At 68.1% G+C, this 22,101-nt stretch carries 12 protein-coding genes; 1 reads left to right on the top strand and 11 read right to left on the bottom strand.

What is annotated here, in order from left to right; translation table 11 throughout:
• Positions 1-204: 204 nt before the first annotated feature.
• The 8 genes from AAGI91_03245 to clpX all read right to left on the bottom strand — a co-directional run bounded on the left by AAGI91_03245 (position 205) and on the right by clpX (position 14,117).
• Positions 205-1,317 carry an MlaD family protein gene (locus AAGI91_03245; protein ID MEM1041623.1) on the bottom strand — a complete coding sequence of 371 codons (1,113 nt, stop codon included), beginning with the start codon at positions 1,315-1,317 and terminating at the stop codon, positions 205-207.
• Positions 1,318-1,488: 171 nt separating this feature from the next.
• A complete protein-coding gene (locus AAGI91_03250) occupies positions 1,489-2,301 on the bottom strand; it encodes an ATP-binding cassette domain-containing protein (GenBank protein MEM1041624.1) in 813 nt (270 codons plus the stop codon).
• Between the two features lie 45 nt (positions 2,302-2,346).
• Positions 2,347-2,610 (bottom strand): hypothetical protein, encoded by a 264-nt coding sequence (locus AAGI91_03255; GenBank protein MEM1041625.1) that lies wholly within the window; start codon positions 2,608-2,610, stop codon positions 2,347-2,349.
• Positions 2,611-2,812: 202 nt separating this feature from the next.
• Complete coding sequence (locus tag AAGI91_03260; GenBank protein MEM1041626.1) at positions 2,813-3,742, bottom strand: ABC transporter permease; 930 nt, start codon at positions 3,740-3,742, stop codon at positions 2,813-2,815.
• A 240-nt stretch (positions 3,743-3,982) separates the two neighbouring features.
• The gene (locus AAGI91_03265) at positions 3,983-9,184 is read right to left on the bottom strand and encodes a translocation/assembly module TamB domain-containing protein (protein MEM1041627.1); all 5,202 of its coding nucleotides are present in this window, start codon (positions 9,182-9,184) and stop codon (positions 3,983-3,985) included.
• A gap of 86 nt (positions 9,185-9,270) precedes the next feature.
• Positions 9,271-11,544, bottom strand: coding sequence for a BamA/TamA family outer membrane protein (locus AAGI91_03270; protein MEM1041628.1), 2,274 nt, complete (start codon positions 11,542-11,544; stop codon positions 9,271-9,273).
• Positions 11,545-11,568: 24 nt separating this feature from the next.
• A complete protein-coding gene (locus tag AAGI91_03275) occupies positions 11,569-12,720 on the bottom strand; it encodes a YihY/virulence factor BrkB family protein (GenBank protein MEM1041629.1) in 1,152 nt (383 codons plus the stop codon).
• A gap of 140 nt (positions 12,721-12,860) precedes the next feature.
• Positions 12,861-14,117, bottom strand: coding sequence for an ATP-dependent Clp protease ATP-binding subunit ClpX (gene clpX, locus AAGI91_03280; GenBank protein ID MEM1041630.1), 1,257 nt, complete (start codon positions 14,115-14,117; stop codon positions 12,861-12,863).
• Between the two features lie 176 nt (positions 14,118-14,293).
• Between clpX and AAGI91_03285 the strand changes: the two genes are divergently transcribed.
• Complete coding sequence (locus AAGI91_03285) at positions 14,294-15,238, top strand: RsmB/NOP family class I SAM-dependent RNA methyltransferase (GenBank protein ID MEM1041631.1); 945 nt, start codon at positions 14,294-14,296, stop codon at positions 15,236-15,238.
• 60 nt (positions 15,239-15,298) lie between these two features.
• Here the strand turns inward: AAGI91_03285 and AAGI91_03290 are convergent, their stop codons facing one another.
• The 3 genes from AAGI91_03290 to AAGI91_03300 all read right to left on the bottom strand — a co-directional run bounded on the left by AAGI91_03290 (position 15,299) and on the right by AAGI91_03300 (position 22,077).
• Positions 15,299-16,489, bottom strand: a complete 1,191-nt coding sequence (locus AAGI91_03290; protein ID MEM1041632.1) for a hypothetical protein — start codon at positions 16,487-16,489, stop codon at positions 15,299-15,301.
• Positions 16,490-16,646: 157 nt separating this feature from the next.
• Positions 16,647-19,280 carry a T9SS-dependent M36 family metallopeptidase gene (locus AAGI91_03295; GenBank protein MEM1041633.1) on the bottom strand — a complete coding sequence of 878 codons (2,634 nt, stop codon included), beginning with the start codon at positions 19,278-19,280 and terminating at the stop codon, positions 16,647-16,649.
• A 130-nt stretch (positions 19,281-19,410) separates the two neighbouring features.
• Entirely contained in the window at positions 19,411-22,077 is a 2,667-nt protein-coding gene (locus tag AAGI91_03300; protein MEM1041634.1) for a T9SS-dependent M36 family metallopeptidase, read from the bottom strand.
• Between the last annotated feature and the right edge of the window lie 24 nt (positions 22,078-22,101).

Consider the following 22,101-nt stretch of genomic DNA (forward strand, 5'->3'; position numbering starts at 1 on the left):
GATTGTTGCCTCACTCTCATGTCATGCCCGCGCAGGCGGGCATCCATCAGGCGGCGGCGCTTCACGTAGGGGGGTGCATGGGTCCCCGCCTACGCGGGGACGACCTCGTGTAGGTGAGACACTATCCTGAAGAACTGGTATAACCCCGGTCCTCCTTCAACAAAGAGAGGGGACCCTCGCCTGATGCGGCAGTCGGCCTTTCGCCTACGGTGCCTCGTCGGTGTCTCCGTCGGTCTCCGGCGTTGGTGCGTCGGCGATTGGAGGCGGAGGCATGGTGGGGTCGGCGTTCACGCCGAGGGTCGCGGCCTGGCGCTCGAGGCGCTGCTCCCACTCGTAGAGCTCGCGCTCGCGCACTTCGAGGGCCTCGTAGGTCTCGCCGAGGGCCTGCTCGCGGATCTCGAACGGGGCCTTCTCGCGGTAGCCGCGCCGCTCGTAGTAGCCCTTGAAGAACCAGTTCTCCTTGAGCGCCTCCATGTTCTCGGCGAGGCGGAAGGCGCCCAGCGTGGCCCAGTTGGCGGCGTCTTCCATCCGGTCGGTGACGGTCGAGACGTCGCCGGCGGCGGCGTTGAACTCCTGGCTGGCCTCGAGCATGGCGTTGTAGATGGCGTCGTCGTTGAGGAAGCGCGCCATCGTGCCATCGCCGGTGTTGACCTTGGCGATGATCTCGTTGATGCCCTCGGAGGCGGAGGCGGCGATCCCGACGAGGGCGTCGGCCTCGGCGGTGAGGCCGCGCAGCGCGGCGCGCGTCTCCTGCGCCGTCAGCACACTCTCCTCGTAGAGCCGGTCGTCGTAGAGGAACGCGCCGAGCGAGCCCTCGCCACTGCGGATGTCCCCCATGATGCCGGTGAAGGCGACCGTCACCGAGTCGAACCGGGCGACGGACTCGAAGAGGCGGTCGGTGACCGCCGTGAAGCTGAACGGGTCGATGCCGGTGATCGTCCCGCCCTCGGCCACGACCGGCGAGGTCCGGCTGCCGCTCGTGAGCACGACCATCATGTTGCCGACGAGGCCCTCGGTCTGGATGATGGCGCGGCTGTCCAGCCGGATCAGGTTGCGCTCTTTCTCCTGGATTTCCATCCCGACGGTGATCGGCTGGCCGGGGGAGTCGGGGAGGTCCACGTACTCGACCCGCCCGACGCGGACGCCCTGGAGCTGCACCGTCGCGCCGGGCATGAGGCCGCCCGCGTCGTTGAACTCGGCGCTCACGCGGAAGGTGTTCGACAGCAGCACCGAGCGCTGGGCGAGCACGAAGAGGGCCAGCATGAAGGCGAGGACGCCGCCGAGGACGATCAGGCCGAGCCGGGCTTGACGAGACATGGGGATACCGGTGAGGTTCGCGTGGGGGACGGAAGTATAACCCCACCGGCGTGCCGCGTAGTGCACCGTGAGGCGTCTAGTTTCTGGTCCTTCGTTTCTGGTTTCTAGTCGAGCGAACGCGGCCGAGCGTGCTGAACTAGGAACCGAAAACCAGGAACTAGAAACCGAGCGCTACGCGCCGTACTGCTCGGTGCCGTAGAAAAAGTCCTTGATGATGGGCTCCTCCGAGGCGCGGAGGTCGTCGAGCGACCCGCTCTCGACGAAGCGTCCCTGGTAGAGAAAGTGCAGGTCGTCGGCGATGATCGAGGCGGCGAGGAGGTCGTGGGTGATGGCGACCGACGAGATGCCACGCTCGTCGCGGAGGCGGACGATGAGGTCCGAGACGACGCGGATGCTGATCGGGTCGAGGCCGGTCGTGGGCTCGTCGTAGAGGATGATCTCGGGTTCGAGGATCACGGCGCGGGCGAGGCCGATGCGCTTCTTCTGCCCGCCCGAGAGCTCCGCCGGAAACTGCTTCAGTGTCTGCGAGAGGTTCACGTCGGCGACGGCTGCCTCTATGCGGTCCTGCTTCTCGCCCTTCGAGAGCGCCGTGTGGCGGTCGAGGTAGAAGCGCATGTTGTCCTCGACCGTCATCGAGTCGAAGAGCGCGCCGCCCTGGAACAGGTAGCCGATCGAGAGCCGGACACGGTCGAGGGCGTTGCCGTCGAGGAGGTCGACGCGCTGGCCCTTGACCCAGACCTCGCCCTGGTCCGGCTTCAGCAGCCCGACGATGTGGCGGATGAGCACGCTCTTGCCCGAGCCCGAGCCGCCGAGCACGACGGCGCTCGACCCCGCCGGGACCGAGAGCGAGATGCCGCGCAGGACGTGGTTCTCGCCGAAGCTCTTGTGGATGCCCCGGAGTTCGATGACCGTGCCCTCCGGCGGCGGCGGGGAGCCGCCGGTCACAGGGGCATCGGGCTGCGTAGTGTCGAGCGCGTCGATCATGAGGGGGGCTGGAGGATGGAGGGTGGAAGATAGAAGATGGGTGTGCTACGAGGACGGCGCAGGGAGATCCGCAGGCAGGTTTGTCAGCGGATCTATCGTTCCCTCGAAGCGGTCGCCGTAGTGTGACGCAATGACTTCTATCAAGCCGCGTAGATGACCGTTGAACACCTCAAGCTCCTCGGCGGGGACCCACAACTCTCGGTGAGTCCGTGCGCTTCCGGCTACCTGCACGTCGTACCGCTCCGCGAATCCGCTGTCTATCTCAAAGCGCGTCACGAATCCGCAGTAGCCTGAGTTCTCATCGCTCAAGTTCCACCCACTTGCAATCTGTTCAGCGTACTCAAAGTTGAGTACTGGGTAGAAGATGGGTTGCTACTCCAAGCGAGGAGGAAAAGCGCGCCACCTGCTCTCAGCAATTAGCTCCAGCTCTTTCAAGCCAACGGGGCGAAACAGAGTCATGGGTATGCGTCGTCCTCCATCCTCTATGCTCCATCATCCATCGTCCAGCCTTCTACCCTCCCGACACGTCGCCGAAGATGAAGAGCGAGATGCGGACCACGACCACGTCGGCGATCAGGATCAGCAGCGACGAGAGCACGACGGCCTGCATCGCCGCCTGCCCGACCTCGCGCGTGCCGCCGCGCACGGTGTAGCCGAGGTAGCACGCCACGATCCCGACGATGAACCCGAAGATGCTCGTCTTGAGCGTGTCGACGGTCACGTCGACGAACCGCATCGAGGTGAACGCCGTGTCGATGAACACGCGCCAGTCCATGTTCGTGGCGAGGTTGCTCTCGAGGAACCCGCCCGACATCGCGATGATGTCCACGAGGATCGTCAGCAGGGGGAACATGATGATGCAGGCCAGCACGCGCGTCACGACGAGGTAGTGGAACGGCTTGAGCGCCGCCGCCTCCATCGCGTCGATCTGCTCGGTGACCTTCATCGACCCGATCTCGGCGGCGAAGCCCGCCCCGAGCCGCCCGGCGAGGACGAGGCTCGTGATGACCGGGCCGATCTCCTTGAAGACCGAGAGCGCGAGCATGCTCGGCAGGAAGGCCTCGGCCCCGAAGCGCGCGAGCGTCCCCCGGCTCTGCATCGCCAGCACGATCCCAATCGCGAGGCCGCAGACGGAGACGAGGAGGAAGCTCTTGCTCCCGACCTCGTCCATCTGGTTCAGCAGCTCCCGCCACTCGAACGGCCGCCGCCAGAACCGGCGGAAGAAGCGGCCGATGAAGCTGAAGAGCGCCCCGGCCTCGTCGAGGAAGGCGTAGAGCACGCTCTGCGAGTGACGGAACTGCTCCAGCGCCTGCTCGGCGAAGCTCTTCTCGCGGAGGATCTTCTCGTTGGCCCGCGCCCTCCGGGCTGTGCGCTTGCGCTCGGCAAACGACCGCGGGCGCGCGTCGTCCGGGCGGGGCTCGTCGGTGACAGGGGGCTCCATGAGAGGGTGTCGGCTATTGGATTTCGGCTGTCAGCTTCTGACTACCGGCGGTCCAGTATACGGTCGCACCGGTGAGGGTGAGCGAGACGGACGCCGACGCATCGTGCCCAGGGTCATTCCTCAGGGTCATGCCTCTGCGTTGTTGGCATGCCTACACCGTCGCACGGCCGTGCGCCCCTGCTGGGACGAGGAATGATAGCGAGCCAACCGCCAAAAGCCGGAAGCCGACAGCCTCACGAATCAGTACGAGAACTCGATCAGGGCGCTGCCGCCGTCGCCGCCCTGGTTGCGGCGCTCGAGCTGCAGGATGAGCCAGTCGAGGAGCTGGTACTCCAGCGTCGCCTCGAAGCGCGACTCGGTCTCGCCGTCGTCGGTGGGAGAGGGCTTGATGACCGGGCTGAGCGAGGCGAAGGTGCGGTTGGTGACGTAGCTGCCGAAGGTGGCGACGATCGCGCCGTCCGGGCGCTGGTTGATCTCGATCACGTCGAGGGCGAGCCCCGAGTTGGCCGCCAGGCCCTCGACGATGCCGGAAAGCTGGCCGATGCCAGCCCCGAGAGCCGCCCCGCCGAGCCCGCCGTCCCCGCCGCCGCCGAACGCCTCGCCGGCCGGGCGCCCGGTGGCGATGTACGAGAGAATGTCGGTGTTCTCCATCGCGGGCTCGGCCGAGAAGGTCAGCGCGAGGCCGTCCTCGGCCTGCTCGCCCTCCTCGCCGAGCCGCCCGGCGAAGGTCAAGAGAATCGTCGCCTCGGTGCCAGGGCCGGAGCGCGCCGGGACCTCGTAGGCGGCTTCGAGGTCGATCTGCGTCTCGGAGACGGGCCCGTTGAAGGTGAGGACGCCGCGCCGGAGGTCGAACTTGCGCCCGAGCGAGACCACGCTCCCTCGGTTGACCTCGATCGTGCGGAAGAGCTGGTTCTCGCCCCCCGGCTCCTTCTGGACGAGGAGCGTCCCGAAGAACTCGATGTCGAACTCGGGGTTGGTGTTGCTGCGGAGCCAGACGTTGCGGTCGATCTCGAGGTCGAGGTCGAGCTCCAGGTTTTGGACGAAGACGGAGCGCGCCGTGTCGGCCTCGGTGGCGCGGACGCCGAACGTGGCCTCGATGCGCTGGAGCTCGGCCTCGCTCAGCTCGACCTCTTCGAGGTCCGGGCCGGTGAGCTCTTCGGTGAGGTAGATGTCGCCCGATTCGAGCGTGATCGCCCCGGTGAGGCGCGGGAAGTCGGTCGTGCCCTCGAACAGGAGCGGGAGGTCGCGCGTGGTCAGGCGGAGCGCGTCGTAGGTCGGGGTCTCGATGACGTTGAAGCCGTCCATCTCGATGGCAATCGCGAGTTCGCCGAGCGAGAGCTTCGGGAGCGTGATCGTGCCCTCGGCTTCGAGCGCGCCGTTCCTCCGCGCCCCGGCGCGCGCGCCCCGGATGCGGACCATGTTGCCGTCGAAGACGAGCGGGATCTCGACGGCCTGGACCGTCCGCCCGAGCGCGAGCAGGCCGAGGCGGCCGTCCGAGAGCCGAGCCTCGCCGCCGAGGACGGGGTCGGCCTGCGTGCCGGTGACCGTGAGGTCGGCCGCGAGCGTGCCGCCGACCTCGGTGAAGGTCTCGGGCGGGAGGAACGGCTGGGCCCACGAGACGGGGAACGAGTCGGCGCGGACGACGAAGTCCACGTCGCCGGCGGCGGCCTCGCTGACGCGGGCCGCCTCGCCCTCGGCCGGGCTGAGCCGGAAGCCGAGCGGGAGGAAGCCCTCGGCGCGGAGCGTCTGCCCCGAGACGTGCGTCAGGAGCGCGCCGAGGGTGAGGCGGAAGTCGTCGTAGGCGATCTCGGTGGCGAGCGAGCCGACCGTCTCGCCGCCGGAGACGAGGCTGTCGATCTGGACCGACCCGTTGATCGTCGGCCGGGCGGCCGGGCCGGCGAGCACGAGCGTCGTCGAGAGCGTGCCGCCGACGCCGTCGTAGCCGACGAGGTCGGTGACGGCGTCGATCGCCAGCTGGTCAACCGTGAGCACGAGGTTCTGCTCGCCTTCGAGGTCGACCACGCCGTCGACGGCGATCTGCTGGTCGCCGGAGTAGAGCAGGAGGTTGCGGAAGCGGGTGCGGGAGCCGTAGGAGATGGTCGCCTCCTGCAGGAGCTGCCAGGGTTCGCCGTCGACGTTGAAGGTGAACGTCTCCAGCACGACGTTCCGCTCGTTGGGGTTGAGGTCGGTGCGGAGGCGGAAGGCGAGGTCGCGCCGCCGGTCGACGCCGAGCTCACCCTGGGCGGTAAGCTCCTCGCCGTCGTAGGTCACGTCGATGTCGCCCCCCTCGATGTCGATGCTCGGGAGCGAGAGGAAGCCGAAGTCGATGCGGGCCGTGCCCCGGACCCCGCCGAGGGCACTCGTGTCGGCCGCTGCGCCGGCGACCTCGCCGTTGAGGATGAGGTCGAGCGTGGAGGCGCGGATCTCGCCGTAGGCGAACTGCTGCGCCTCGACGCGGACGTCGGCGAAGAGGTCGCCGGGGGCACCGGTGGCGCGGCCCTCGACGCGGCCCTGCTCCAGCGTCACCGGCTCGGCGAGGAAGGCGTTGAGCGGCGTCGTGTCCTTGACCTCGGCCTCGAACGCGAAGTCGGTCGGGGCCGAGGCGTAGTCCGGCAGCGCGATCTGCCCCGCGCCAGTGGCGTCGGCGAACGACGACCGGAGCAGGAGGCCGTCTACCTGCACCACGCCGCCCGCGAGCCCGAAGTCCGTCCGGAGCGAGTCCAGGTCAGCCCCGACGACTACCGAGCCCCCGCCCACGAGCGAGCCGTCGAGCGTCATCGTCGCCGGGTCGAAGCCGCGCCCGGCCACGTCGAAGGACAGGGTGAGGCGCGTCGCCTCGCGGCGGAGGTCGACCGAGTCGGGCAGGACCTCCCCGAGCAGCGCCGTCACGTCGAGGCCGTCGAGCGCGCCCGAGGCGTCGTAGCTCGGCGTCTCGCCGAAGGGCCGCCCGGTGAATTGCGCCGCCGCCCCGCCGGTCTCGAAGTCGAGGTCGAGGCCGGCCTCGACGTAGCCCCGGTCGTTGTCGAACCGCACGGTGCCCGATTCGAGCGCGGCCCCGTTGACGCGCGACTCGGCGAGGACGATCCGGCCGGAGGCCGTGGCGAGCTGCTGGTCGAACCCGTCGAGCTCGAGCTCGACGAACCCGTTGAGGCTGGTCTGGAGCGCGGGGTTGCCGGTGACGGCGGCGAGGTTGAGGCCCCGGAACGTGCTCTCGCTGAGCCGCAGCGTCGGGGTCTCGTCGAAGGGCCGCCCGCTGGCCGCGAGGCGGAGGTCGCCGTCCGGCGTCGCCGCGTCCACGTCCAGGCGGAGGTCGCCGCTGCGGAGCGCGCCGGTGACGGTGCCCTCAGTGATCTGCTGGTCGCGGAAGCGCGCGTCCCGGAGGTCGAGCCGCACGTCGGCGGCGAGCGTCTGCGGGTCGACGCCGGTGCCGGAGACGGCGAAGGTGCCGGTCAGGTCGCTCGACTGCGTGGTGTCCTGGGCGATCACGCCGAGGTCGAGGTTACGGACAGCGCCCCGCGCCTCGTAGGCGAGCGGTTCCTCGAAAGGCTGCGCCGTCCCCTCGGCGTCGAGGCCGCCCGCCGCGCCGAGGTCGGCGTCGAGGTCGAACGCGAGCCGGCCGCCGCGCAGGTTCGCCGCGACGTTCGCGTCGTCGATCCGGTAGGCCGCGTAGCGTGAGTCCCGGAGGCTAGCCGTGAGGTCGAGGCTGAGGCGGGCGGCCTCGGCCCCAGAGCCCGACAGGGCGAAGCGGCCGGTGAGGTCCGTGCGTGTCGTGTCGCCGGTGACGGCGGCGAGGTCGAAGTCTTCGAGCCGGCCGTCGTCCACACGGTAGGCGAGCGGCTCGGCGAAGGGGCGGACGACGCCTTCCGCCGCCACGAGACCGCCGTCGCCCGCAAAGGTCGCCTCGGTGTCGTAGCCGACCGTGCCGTCCCGGAGGGTCACGCCAAGCCGCAGCGTATCCAGTTCGATCTCCCCGACCTGTGCCTCGCTGAGCCGGACGCTCGCCGTGGCGACCGCCGTCTCGGGTGCGAACCCCCGGCCCTCGGCGGCGAACGTCCCGGCGAAGCGGCCGGGCTGCTCGGGGTTCTGGAGGAGCCGCGCGAGGTCCACGTCCTGGACCTGTCCGTCTACATTGTAGCGCGGTACGTCGGCGAAGGGCCGTGCCGTGCCCTCGGCGAAGACGCGCGCGCCGGGCACCGCCGCGCCGAGCGTGAACTGAAGCTGGCCGCCGGTGAACTGCCCGACGAGGTCGGCCCGCTCGATGGTCCGCTCGCCCAGCGTCGTCGGGCGCACCTTCACGTCGAGCGTGCCGTCGAGCGCCTCGCGGCTCGGGCCGCTGAGGTCGAGGTCGAGGTCGGCGCTGAGGGCCCCGGCGAAGGCGGGGTTGCCGAGGAGGCGGCCGGGGTCGAGGTCGCGGACGGTGCCCTCGGCGGCGTAGCGGACGGGGCCGGTCGCGCTGCCGCCCGAGAAGGCCCCGCTGAGGTCGACCGTGCCGCCCTCGGCGAACTCGGCGTCGAGGCGGGCGAGGATGTCCTGGGGCGTGCCGTTGGCCTGGAGCCGGATGGTGGGCGTGCCGTAGAGCGGGACCGGGGCGAAGGCGCGCACGTCGGCGAAGGCCAGTGGGCTGGCCTGGAGGTCGGCGTCGAAGGTGAGGTCCTCGCCCCCGTAGTCGATGCGGCCGCTGGCCCGGACGTCGCTCCGGTCCGAGGTGAGGAGGAAACTGCGTAGCATCGCCTGGTCGTCCCCGAAACCTCCGGCCATGGCGAGTTGGACGGGGCCGCCGGCGTTCGGCGTCGCCGTGGCGTAGAGCGTGTCGAGCGTGCCTTCGAGCCGTCCCGGTCCGAAGTGGAAGCCGCTCAGTGTCGCGTTCAGCCCATCGACCGTCAGCACAGAGTCACCCGTCGCCGAATAGAACCGGGTCTCGACGCGGCCCCGCGTGATCCGCGCCTCGTCGAGTGTGACCGTGAACGCCGAGGCCGAGGTGTCCTCGGCGGCGGGCTTGAGCACGCGGGCGAAGTTCCACGTCGAGTCAGCGTCCTCGCGGGCGACGACCTCGACGCCGGAGATGACGACCTCGCCGAGCGCGAGCCGCTTGCGGAGCAGGGTGAGCAGTTGGTAGTCCGCGCGTGCCGTATCGATGCGGATGACCGTCTCGCCGTCTTGCAGGATCTCCAGTCCGAGGAGGCGCGCGCCCGTGAGGAAGCCGCCGTCGAGCCGGTCTACGGTGACCGTGCCGCCCTCGGCGAGCAGGTTCTGGACCTGCGCCACCGCAATGTCCTGCACCTTACTTCGGCCCCACTCCGTCCGCAGCAGGAGCGCCGCCACGAGCACGACCCCAACGAGCACCGCGAGCGCGATGCCGAGCCAGGTGGCTAGGCGGACCCCGAGGCTCCGCTTCGGCGGGGCGTCGGAGGACGGGGTAGTATTGAGGTCGGTGCCGGCCATGTGGTGGCTGTCAGCTACTGGCTGTCGGCTGCGGGCAGAGCGAAGGGGGCGAAGAGCTGAAAGCCAGTAGCCGAAAGCTAAAAGCCCTAAAACGTCTGCCCGATGGAAAAGTGGAGGTGGATGCGGTTCGACTCGGGAATCGTGAACAGCCCGAAGATCGGAAGCTCGTTCGTTGGCACGTCCGCCAGGGGCTCCCCGTTCTGGAGTGCGTTCAGCACGTCCTGCGGGCTGCGGAGGTCGAAGTAGTCCGGGTTCAGCTTGTAGCCGACCGAGAAGCGGATCGCGCCGACGGGCGTGGCGAACGCCATCCCGGCTCCGGCCGCGTAGAAGAACCGGTCGGGGTTGATGTCGAGGCCGTCGAAGCGGGGGTCCGGCTCCTCGTCGGTCAGGAAGCGCTCGTCGCTGGTCCAGACGCGCCCGGCGTCGAGGAAGACGAAGGTGCCGAAGTTCGGGCCGAAGCCGGGGAACGGAAGGCGGACCTCGGCCGTGGCCGTCACCTTCGACAGCCCGCCGATGCCGACGTAGCGGCTCGCCCGCAGGGTGGTGTCGGCCGGCGTGGTGAGGGTCGCCTCGGTGATGCGCTGCTCGACGTCCGGGACCTTGGGACCGAGCAGGCCGATGCCCCACCCGCGCACGTCGCCCGTGCCGCCGCCGAGGAAGACGACGTTCCGCAGGCGGACGAATTCGGTGAGGGCGTCGTCGGCCCCGCTGCCGGGCACGCTCGTGCCGAACGCGAAGAGCCGCCCGCCGTTCACGCGCCCGTAGAGCCCGATCGATTCGGTGAGCGGGAAGAACCCCGTCGCCGTCGCCCCGAGCCGGCCGTACTCGACGCTCGTGATCGGGAGGGGGAGGGCGACCTCGGCGGTGGGGCGAAGGATGTACCCCCGGCGTGGGTCGAGGTCGTCGTCGAGCGCGCCGTAGCTGCCCGCCACCGCGAGCGTGCTGCGGTCCACGCGCCCGGCGAGTACGTCCTGGAGCGAGTCCTGGCGGGCGAAGTCGAGGAGCGTGGCGAGGTCGAGGTTGGCCGTGCTGGCCGTGCGGAACTCCTGCACGTCGCGCAGCTCGATCCCGTACTGGAGCGAGGCCGTCTTGAGCGGCTCCACCTCGTAGAGCAGCGTCGCCGTGCCGCCGTACGTCGTCGACTCGTTGCGGTCGTCGTCGCGGAACTCGGCGAACGGGGAGCCCAGGAGCGCGAGGCGGCGGTTCAGGAAGTAGGGCTGGCGGAGGAGGACCGACGCCCGGTAGAGCCGCTGCGGCTCGCTCACGATCGCCCCGGCACCGGTGTTGGCGACGGCCGAGGCGGTGAAGGTGCGCGCCCCGCCGAAGAAGTTGCGGTGGGTCCACTGGGCCTGCGTCGTCGCGCCGGCCTCGGAGAGGTAGCCGACGGACCCCGAGACGATGCGCGCCTCGCCCTCGCGCACCCGGAGGCGGACGACGACGCTCGAGTCCTCGGGCTGGCCCTCGGGCACGTCGGCGAGCGCGATCTGGAAAAGGTTCAGGCCGAAGACCTCGCGCTGCCCCTCGACGAGTTCGCTGAACGAGAACCGGTCGCCCTCGCGGAACGGGAGCTCGCGCCGCACTACGTTCGGGCTGACCGAGTCCGAGCCCTCGACCTGGATTTCGCTGACGCGCCCGCGCGGCCCGGCCGCGAGGCGGATCGTGACGTCGGCCCGGTTAGCGAGCGAGTCCACGTCGCTCTCGGCCTCTACGCGGGCGAAAGCGTAGCCCTGGTCGCGCACCCAGCTCAGCGTGGCGTCTTCGAGCTGGAGGAGCCGGAAGTCGTCGAGCCGCTCGCCCTGCTGGAGCGCGATCCGGTCGCGGAAGGCGTTCCAGGCGGGATGGAGGCTGGCTGGAAGCTGCTCCACGGCCGGCCGGCCGGTGGTGTCCTGGAAGGCGAGGTTGTCCAGCAGCAGCGGCGGGCCCTCGTCGATCGTGAAGAGCACCTTGATCGTGTTCCTCGTCGTGTCGAGGTCGGTGAGCCAGTCGATCTCCGGCTGGAGGAAGCCGTTGCGGTTGTAGAAGCGCCGCAGCCGGACGACGTCCTTCTGCATCTCGATCGGCAGGAACGGGTGGACGCCGAGGCCGGGGATGAGCCAGCCGAGGACCGGGATGCCGTCGAGCGTGCTCCGGGTCCCCGGCCCGAAGAAGAGCAAGCCCGGCTGGTCCGTCAGCGCGATCTGCTCCCGCAGCAGGTCCGGCTCGAAGGTCTGCCGCTCGGCGAACGTGAACCGGATCGAGCGCACCTGCGTCTGGTCGTCGACGAGGAACAGCGGGTCCTGGGCGACCGCCGCGCCGGTCCAGGCGAGGGTGAGGGCGAAACCTGCGATGAGAAAAGGAAGGGAGAGGGGACGGCGGCGCATAGGCCGGGCAGCGCGGGAGAGGAGTCAGGAAGCAGAGGTGCGGGGGAGCGACGGCGGGGCTCCGTCGCCGGTCGGAGGGGCCGATGCGGCGGCCCTGGCGTCCGGCGCCCTTGCATCCAGCGACGGGCCGTCCGGTTCCACCGTCTCCTCGTCCTCCGCTTCTTTTCCGAAGAGACCTCGGAAGAACGCCCTGATCCGGCTCCGGCCCGGGTGGTTGCGGCGCTCGTGCAGCCCGGTCATGATCGCCCCGATGATGAGGACGAGGCCGGAGAAATAAACCCAGAACACGAAGGCCAGCAGCACGCCGAAGACGTTGCCCAGCCCCCCGAGGGCCGGTTCGGTGGCGTCGAACGCCGCACGGGCGGTCGCATCGGCCGCCGCCGCGGGGACGCTCGTCTCGCTGTAGCGGCTGAAGGTGCTGGTGTACGTCGCGTAGATCGTGAACCCGTTCTTGGCAAGCTCGAAGAGCACCGCCGAAGAGGCCGCGCCGAAGAACGCGCTCCGCGACGACGGCGAGGGCTGGGGGATGAAGTAGTAGAGCTGCACGAACATCAGCACCGAGATCGCATACGGGACGAGCAGCGACACGAGCCGGAGCACAAGGCCCCAGCCGCGCTTGAGGAAGTCCGGGTCGAAGCCCCACCCGGCCAGCACCTCGGTGCTCGCCGCGCTGACGTAGTTGAGCGAGAACGTCAGCGCGAACGACAGCAGGAAGAGGAGGCTCACCTGTGCCGTCATGCGCAGGTCGAAGACGTAGCCGCCGAGAAGGGGGCGGTAGTCCGGCTCGTTGCGGACCGCCGTGGCGATGACGTAGCGCAGCGCCGAGAACAGCGTGATCACCGTCACCAGGAGGAACACCGACCCGAAGATGGTGATGGCCGAGGAGGCATCCTGGACCTGGAAGAGGAGCTCGACGAGCGTCTCGCTCTGGCCCGGCGGCAAGAACGTCCGGAGGTAGCCCGCGACCGCGTCGAACGGGTTCTCCTGCTTCATCACCATGCCGAAGACGCCCGTCGCAAGCAGGATCAGCGGCAGGATCGTGACGAGCACCTTGAACGCGATCGCCTGCGCCCAGATGAAGACGGGTACCTCGTTGATACGCGTCCACACGCCGGCGAGGTAGAACTTCGCGGCGTCGAGGAGCGAGCGCAGAGGCCGGGGCAGCGCGGAGGCCATAGGGCGACGGGTTGAGTCGCCCTAATATAGGATGCACCCATGGTTAAGAGCGGAAGCGGGGACGAGCGGAAGCAGGGAAGAATAGCGTGTCGACAGGGCCTAAACCTCTTTCGCTCTTCCGTACCTCCGCTCTTCCGCTCCTACGCCGTCGCCTTGCGCTCCTCCAGCACCGGCGGGGCGGCGCCCTGCGCGGTCGCGCCCGAGACGCGGCACAGGCCGATCGCCCTGCGGCTCGGGAGGTCGAACATCACGTCGAGCATTGTCTGCTCCATCACGCTGCGGAGGCCGCGCGCGCCGGTCCCGAGGGCCTGCGCCCGCTCGACGAACGCGTCGAGCGCCTCGTCGTCGAAGACCAGGTCCACGCCGTCCATCGCGAGGAGCTTCTGGTACTGCCGGACGAGCGCGTTCTTGGGCTCGACCAGGATGCGCTTCATCGCCTCCGGCGTGAGCGGGTCGAGCGCGGCCAGCACTGGCAGCCGGCCGACGAGTTCGGGGATGAGGCCGAACTTGAGCAGGTCGTCGGGCTCGGCGTGCCGGAAGATGGCCGGGTCGTTCTTGTCGAAACGGCGCTCCGAGCCCGCGGTGAAGCCGATCTGCGAGGCGCTCATCCGCCGGGCGATCACGTCCTGGAGCCCGGCGAACGCGCCGCCTACGATGAAGAGCACGTTCGAGGTGTCGAAGGGAACGAGGCTCTGCTCGGGGTGCTTGCGCCCGCCCTTCGGCGGGACGCCGGCGACGGTCCCTTCAAGCATCTTGAGCAGCGCCTGCTGGACGCCCTCGCCGGAGACGTCGCGCGTGATCGAGGCGTTGTCCGACTTGCGGGCGATCTTGTCGATCTCGTCGATGTAGATGATCCCACGCTGGGCGCGCTCGAGGTCGTAGTCGGCCGCCTGGAGGAGGTGGCTGAGGATGCTCTCCACGTCCTCGCCGACGTAGCCGGCCTCGGTGAGGGCCGTCGCGTCGGAGATCGAAAACGGCACGTCGAGGACGCGGGCGAGCGTCCGGGCGAGGAGCGTCTTGCCGGTCCCCGTCGGGCCGACGAGCAGGATGTTGGACTTCTCCAGCTCCACGTCGTCGTGGAGGTACTCCTGCGCTTCGAGCCGCTTGTAGTGGTTGTAGACGGCGACGGCGAGCGCGCGCTTGGCGCGGGTCTGCCCGATGACGTACGCGTCGAGCGCCTCCTTGATCTCGCCCGGCGTGAGGCGGTGGGAGCGCGTGCTGACCGGGCGGCTCGGCGGCGGGTTCAGCACGAGGTCGCCGCGCACGATCCCGGAGGCGTCGTGGATGCAGCGGTCGCAGATGTAGACGCCGGGGCCGGCGACCATCGAAGCCACTTCCTGCGCGGTCAGGTTGCAGAACGAACAGCGGATGATATCGTCGTCGCCGCCGGCGTGCATGCGTTCGGAGCGTGGTGCGGGGTGAGGTGTTAGATACTGACATCGGCCCCCGAAAAGCAACCGTTAAATCGGCGGGACGTGGGCAGAGGACGGTGGGACGGAGGACAGAGGACGGAGCGGGCTGAGTAAGTTAGCCACACCCACGGTCTTCTGTCTACCGTCCTCCGTCTTCTGCCATGCTCCCTGCCGTCTTCCTCGACCGACTCGCCCAGATCGTTCCGCCGGACGAGCAGGGGTCTGTCCTGGAGAGCTTCGGCGCGCCGCAGGCGACGGGCTTCCGCATCAACACGCTGCGCGCCGAGCCGGCGGCGACCGTCGCAGCGCTCGAAGGCGGGGGGCTGCACCCGCAGGCGATCGCAGGCTTCCCCGGCGCGTACTGGGTGGCGGCGGACGAGCGGGCCGGGCTCCTCGCCTCACCCGCGTACGCCGAGGGACGGCTCTACGTGCAGAACCTTGCCAGTCAGCTTCCGCCGCTCGTGCTCGGCCCGCAGCCGGGTGAGCGAGTCCTCGACCTGTGCGCCGCGCCGGGGAGCAAGACGCGGCAACTGGTCTGCCTGATGGGCGACGCGGGCGAGATCGCGGCGGTCGAGGCCGTCCGGGGGCGGTTCTTCAAGCTGCGGGCCAACCTGGAGGCGCAGGGCGCGACGTGCGTCCGCACCTTCCACCGCGACGGCGCAACGGTCTGGCGGCACCGCCCCGAGCACTTCGACCGCGTCCTCCTCGACGCGCCGTGCTCGACCGAGGGGCGCTTTCGGCTGGCCGACCCCGAGACGTTCCGCTACTGGAGCCCGCGCAAGGTCAAGGAGATGGCACGCAAGCAGCGGCGGCTCCTGTTCTCGGCGGTCCAGAGCCTCCGCCCCGGCGGTACGCTCGTCTACTCCACCTGTACCTTCGCGCCCGAGGAAAACGAAGTCGTGCTGAGCCGGATGGTCCAGAGGTTCGACGGGCGCGTCGAGGTGGTGCCCGTCGCGCTGCCGCCGGAGGCGCGAGCGCAGGCTGCGCTCGCCGAGTGGAAGGGTAAGCCGCTGCCGGGCGTCCGGCACGCCCGCCGCATCCTCCCAAGCGAGAAGATGGAGGCGTTCTTCGTCGCCAAGCTTGTCAAGCACGAGACGACGCTGTAAAAAAGGCGGCAGGCCCTCTGCGTGGAGAGCCTGCCGCTTGGCGAGCAAAAGATTCTGTCATCAACTGTTTTCACAAACGGCCGTACCTCCACATAACTCAACTACGAATCTTCCTACACGTCCGTCACTTGTCGAGACAATTATGTAATGCGTATCCCAATTTGAAAGGATGAGATAGGCTTGCGTACCATTGATCTGCGGAAATGCACGTGAGAAGATTTCATCACCGGAAGCGCGAACCCAAATCCTTGAAATGGTCTCAGACGAATTCGGAGCTAAAAGATCAACCGTAACCTGATTAGGAACTGTACCAGCCGGTATGGTTGTCGGCGACTCTGTGTCACCGTCCACACTCAGATTGGCACTCCCGGAAGACTCAAATAGAGAAAATGATAATGCCTCTACGTCAAAGACGCTAGCTGTACGGTCTATTTTACCATCGCAGTTCGGTGATGTTAGCGCGAGTTCTCCTACCTGAGCATAGGCCCCAATTTTGATCGGAGTGCCGAGAGGTATATTTCTCTTCTGTAAAGAAAACGTATGAGAATAATTTTTGAGTTGACTAGAGGGTTCATTGCACTGGTTGTCAGCATTAGCAAGGTTGCTCCTAAACGGATCAAGATTAGCAGTGTCGATGTACATGAAAACCCCAGGTTCTCCTCCTCCCCTTACATTAAAGTAATCATAGGACCCCGGCGAGTACTCATGCGTAATTGCGCTTGCCCTGTTGAAGCTCGATTGCTGTGATATATTTATGGATACGAAATTTACTTCTTCATCATACAGTATGGCACCATTCCAGTGATCTAGCTCTACGGGAAGAGTAATACTTCCAGATAAAACTTCAACTTTATCAATGATTCCTGAGGAGAGTAGATCGTTGGGAGAACCCATCCGGACTCCCAGGTTCAGTAGTCTGTCGAGAGGGGTGGGTCCAAAACCCATGTCTTCATATGTGTAGCTAAGAGAGGCGTTCGGCGGCTGGAGCCCAACCCAATCAGAGATAATAATCCCTCCCAGGGGATGGGACCACGAGAACGGTTTGTAATCGTAATTGGGTTTGAGATTGACATAATTGGCCTGGCTCATGCCAGGAATGACAGGAATAGAGAGTACTGTTGGGTTCCCCTCACTCGTTTGAGCTATTCCACTTCCATAGTAGTTTGTGGGATAGGGCGGTGAGTTGGTTGTAGAGTCGCAACCATTGAGGAGTGCAAGTAGAAAAACGAATAAGGCTGCTGTTCTAGGCATGGCGGGGTGGTGTCGCTTGAGAGGTGAGCAAATATAGCATAGTCCAGTATAGAGAAGCATAGTTCTGCTATCGCCGCTTACCAAAAGAAAGCGGCAGGCCCTCCGCGTGGAGAGCCTGCCGCCGAGTCGGTCGCAGGACTGGGTGGCTAGTGCCGGGCTACTGCAGCAGCGTCACGCGCCTGGTGGCGGTGAACTGCTCGCCCGTGGCGCGGATCAGGTAGACGCCCGAAGCTAGGCCTGCACTGTCCAGCTCGAAGGTGTGCTCGACGGTCGCAGCCAGCAGGCCCTCGTGGAGCCGGGCCACCGTGCGCCCCATCACGTCGTAGACGAGGACGGAGACCTGCTGGGGCTCGCTCACCTCAACGGTGAACTGGGTGCGCCCGGTGAACGGGTTCGGGTAGGCCGCCGACAGCGCGTAGACGCCCGGCTCGGCCGTCTCCTCGGTGGAGACCGTCGCGGGGAGGTCGAAGTCTTCGGTCTCGTCCCCGACGACGCCGGACGAGCCCTGGCTGGCACCGACGCCCATGCCGCGCTTGGCGAAGGCACGCCAGATGATGTCCGAGTAGGCACCCCCGTAGAGCAGGCTGTCTGCCTCCAGGATGCCGTCGCGCCCATCGATGAAGCCCGGCGAGCAGGCTTGCAGCTTCAGCCCTTCGGTCACGAGCTGGAGGGCGATGTTGTTGCCCGCCGTGCCGCCAATCAGGTCGCCGTCGAAGCCTTCGGCGGCGATGAGGCCCCAGGTCATCTCCCACAGCGCGTTGGCGAAGACGCTCCCGATCCCGTGCGGGATCGAAAGGCCCGAGCGGATGTCGCCGTAGGTGGTCGGGTTGACGCTCATGTCGGTCGAGTACCGGAACGGCCGGATGCCGCCGCCAGTGGTCTCGTCGAACTGGAGGTAGGTCCCGATGCCGCGACCTTGCTCGGCCGTGTCGCCCTCGCGCATGGAGAACATGAGGCCGTAGTAGTCGCTCCAGCCCTCACCCATCTGCTCCTGGTTGCCGAGGCAGGAGGCCGCCGAGGGGCCGCCGGTGAGGCGGTTGGAGATGCCGTGGCCGTACTCGTGGACGATCACGACGTTGTCCAGGTCCGAGTCGCGGCTGAGCTGGGCCGAGAGCGCGCCCTCCGCGCCGGGCGAGTTGGCGACGAGCGAGAGGCCGGTGCTCTGCTGCACAAACGCCGAAGGGATTGTTATGTCGCTGTCGTTATCTCCCTGAGGGAGGCCCATGTTGACAAGATCCTCGGGTGATCCCGTCTCGTCGGTCCCCGTCCGTGCGTTGTTATGAACGATGACGCCGGTGGCACCGGCGTCTTGCGCGTTACGCACCTTGACAACAAAGCTGCAGTCCCCACGCTCGATGAGTGCGATGTTGCCCTCGATCTCGTCGACGTTGAAGAACTCTTCGCAGCCGCGGTCGGCTCCGTCGTCGCCGTCCTGGCTGCCGCCGTCGAAGCTCACGACCGGAACGATGCTGGAAACCTCAGCGCCGCTGGGGAAAGGCGGGCCGAAGCTGGCCGGGGCCGTCGGGTACTGCCCCGCAATCTCAGCCGGTGCGGTCACCTCAAAGATCGGCGGGGCATCCCACTGGAACATCTGCATCCGCGGCCGGCTGCCGTCGGGCGGAGTGCCGAAGTTGGCGTTGTTGGTTCCACTCCCGTCCTGCGCGTCGGCCTGGACGTAGTCGTTGCCGAGGCCGCCGTTGCCGAAGTTGTTCTGCTGGAAGTTGCCCGCGGCCTCGTCGAAGCCGTAGCGGTACATCACGTCGTGGATGAGGTTGTTCCAGTAGAACAGGTTCGTGATCGCCACGTCCTCGTATTCCACGGGCGACTGCGTCTCGAAGTCGATCGGGAAGTCGAAGATGAGGCTCTCGCCGCCGTCGGGGGCGTAGCCGGGGACGTTGTTGGCGTCGCGGTCCTCGGAGGCGTGGACGTTGTTGCCGCGCGTGATCGTGTACTGCACCGCGCCGGTGTCGTGCCACCCCAGCGGCGAGGCGGTCGGGTCGGCCGGGTTCACCTCCAGCGTGCGGCCCCCGAACGAGGGGGCCTCCAGCGGGTACGCCCACACGTTGTAGGAGCCGGCAGCGGCACCCCGAGCACCAACCATCGGGCTGGCCGCGACGGGCCGGTAGTCAGCCGGTGCGTGCGCCTCGTCATGCGCCCACTCGTCGTGGATAACCCAGTCGTACTGCGCCAACGCCGTTCCTGTCTCGGCGTCGACGATCAGGTTCCACCAGTGCTCACCGTCGAGCTGGTAGATCGCCAGGTCCCACGCTAGGCGCAGCGCGCCCTCGTCCGTTGCGAAGTAGACCAGCTGGACGGGAATCGGCTCCAGCGAGACGCCGGCCGCGCTCAGCGTGAGCCGGTTGCGCGCGTCCATCGGCTCCACCACTGCCGCCGCCGCGCCCAGCGACAGCCCGAGGTGCCCCGCCGCCGCGGACACGGCCCCGGCCGGCGTCAGCGTCGGCTCGGCGGTGTTGGCGGCCCGCGCCGCACTCGGGACGAACGACGAGCGCACGGCGTGGACGCCGCCGTCGGGGGCGACGTGGGCGCTGGCCCGGGCGTTGAAGACCTCGATGCCGCCGACAGTCTGGCGGAGGTAGAGGTGGGTCACGCCGCTGGTGCGGCTGGTGTACTCGTCGGTGACGGCGACGTCCGCGAGGTCGGCTTCGGTCAGGCCGAGCGTGGCGCGCTGCGCGTTGAGGTGCTCCAGCGCGGTCGAAAGCTCGGCGCTTTGCGCAAAGGTGAGCGGGGCGCTCACAGCAAGTAGCGTGAGCGCGAGTAGAAGTCGGTGCATGAGCCTCTGGGGGTAGTGGGAAAGAGGAACGAAGACTAGAGGATACTACTAGAAGCCGCTCTCTGCAAGGGAGAGGCGACTTCTCGCACTCTTGTTACCGGCCTGTGAGAAACGCCCCGGCGGGGACGGCCTACCGCAGGAGCGTGATGCGACGGGTAGCGGTGAAGTGCTCACCCGTGGCACGGACCACGTACACGCCCGAGGCCAAGTCTGCCCCGTCCAGCTCAAACGCGTGGGGGACACCTGGACTCAGCAAGCCGTCGTGGAGCCGGGCCACCGTGCGCCCCATCGCGTCGTAAACGACGACGCTGGTCTCCTGGGCAGCCGCTACCTCGACGGTGAACTGAGTATGCCCGCTGAACGGGTTCGGGTAGGCCCCCGACAGCGCGTGGGATCCCCGGACGGCTCCGATGCCGGCCGAGGTCGTCCGAAGGTCCGGCGGTAGGTCGAACGCCTCGTTGCCGTCGTTGACCGAGTTCGACGAGCCCTGGCTGGCGCTGAAGCCGAGGCCGCGCCGGGCGAAGGCGCGCCAGATGATGTCCGAGTAGGCACCCCCGTAGAGCAGTGCGTCGGCCGCCAGGATCGCGTCGCGCCCATCGACGAAGCCCGGCGAGCACGACTGCAGCTTCAGCCCCTCGGTGACGAGCTGAAGGGCGATCGTGTTGCCGCCGTTGCCCGAGATGAGATCGGCCGCGAAGCCTTCCTCGGCGATGAGGTCCCAGGTCATCTCCCACAGCATGTTGGCCCAGATGCTCCCCACCCCGTGCGGGATCGAAAAGCCGCTGCCGATGTCGCCGTAGGTGGTCGGGTTGACACTCATGTCGGTCGAGTACGGGAACGGCCGGATGCCGCCGCCGTCGGTCGGTTGGAAGGTGACGTAGGTGCCGATGCTGCGGACCTGCCCGGGGGTGTCACCGGGGCGCATGGAGAACATGAGGCCGTAGTAGTCGCTCCAGCCCTCACCCATCTGCTCCCGGTTGCCGAGGCAGCTGGACGTGCCGGGACCGCCGGTGAGGCGGTTGGAGATGCCGTGGCCGTACTCGTGGACGATCACGCCGTTGTCCAGGTCCGAGTCGCGGTCGGGGCGCGCGAGGAGGGCACCCCGGACGGGCGCGTTCGCGACGATCGTCAGCCCCGTGCTCTGGCGGACGAACGCTGCCGGAATCGTGACCTGGTCTCCGAATGAACCGGGCCCCATCTCGATGAGGTCCTCGGGGCTGCCGTTCTCACCGGAGCCGGTGCGGGCGTTGTTGTGGACGATCACGCCGACGGCCCCTGCGTCCTCAGCGGCGAGGGCTTTGAGGCCGAACTCGCAGCCACCACGCTCGATAAGCGCGATGTTGCCTGCGACCTCGACCGTGTTGATGATGGCCTCGCAGGCGCGGTCGGCCCCATCGTCGCCGTCCTGGCCGCCGCCGTCGAGGCTGACGACGGGGACGATCTGGGGGATGGCGTCGGCGGCGGACTCTGCGGTCGTCGGAAGGCTCGCCGGGAAGCTCGGTCCGAAGGTGGCGGGTTCGGTGTCGTACCCCCCGGCGATCCCTGCCGGAGCCTTGATCTCGAAGCTCGGCGAGCCGTTCCACTCGAACATCTGCATCCGCGGCCGGCTGCCGTCGGGCGGGGTGCCGAAGTTGGCGTTGTTCCTCCCGCTTCCGTCCTGCGCCTCCGCCCGCACGTAATCATCGCCGAGGCCGCCGTTGCCGAAGTTGTCCTCCTGGAAGTTGCCCGCCGCCTCGTCGAAGCCATAGCGGTACATCACGTCGTGGATGAGGTTGTTCCAGTAGAACAGGTTCGTGATCGCCGCATCCTGGTACTCGACGGGCGACTGCGCGCTGAGATCGACGGGGAAGTTGAACGAGAGGGCCGCGCCGCCGTCAGGGGCGTAGCCGGGCGCATTGTCGGCGTTGCGGTCCTCGTACGCATGGACGTTGTTGCCGCGCGTGATCGTGTACTGCGCTGAGCCGTCGTCGTGCCAGCCGAGGGGCGAGGCCGCCGGGTCAGCCGGGTTCACCTCCAGCGTGCGGCCCCCGAACGAGGGGGCCTCCAGCGGGTACGCCCACACGTTATAGGTTGCCCCCCCGCCGGTGCTGCGTGCCCCGAGGCTGGGCTCGGGCGAGAAAGGGCGGAGGTCGGTGAGCGCAGGCGGCTCGTGCCACTCGTCGTGGACGATCCAGTCGTACTGGGCTAGCACCGCGCCCGTCTCGGCGTCGACGATCAGGTTCCACCAGTGCTCACCGTCGAGCTGGTAGATCGCCAGGTCCCACGCCAGGCGCAGCGCGCCCTTCTCGGTCGCAAAGTAGACGAGCTGGACGGGAATCGGCTCCAGCGAGACGCCGGCCTCGCTCAGCGTGAGCCGCTTGCGCGCGTCCATCGGCTCCACCACTGCCGCCGCCGCGCCCAGCGACAGCCCGAGGTGGCCTGCTGCCGCCTCGACGGCCTCTTCCGGTGTCAGCGACGGCTCGGGCGCGTTAGCCGCACGCGCCGCGCTCGGGACGAAGCTACTCGTGAGCGCGTGCACCGCGCCGTCGGGCGCGACGTGAGCGCTGGCGCGGGCGTTGAAGACCTCGATGCCGCCGACGGTCTGGCGGAGGTAGAGGTGGGTCACGCCGCTGGTGCGGCTGGTATACTCGTCGGTGACGGCCACGTCGGCGAGGTCGGCTGCGCTGAGGCCGAGGGCGGCGCGCTGGCCGTTGAGGTGGTCGAGGGCGGTGGCGAGGGCCGCGCTGCGGGGCGCGTCCTGCGCCGCCGCGAGCGGAGCCGCGACGAGGAGGGCGAGCACGAGTGGGAGTCGGTACATGAGCCTGCGGTTGAATGGAGAAGG

The organism is Bacteroidota bacterium, from assembly GCA_038746285.1.
In the GTDB taxonomy this organism is placed as follows: Bacteria; Bacteroidota; Rhodothermia; order Rhodothermales; family JANQRZ01; genus JANQRZ01.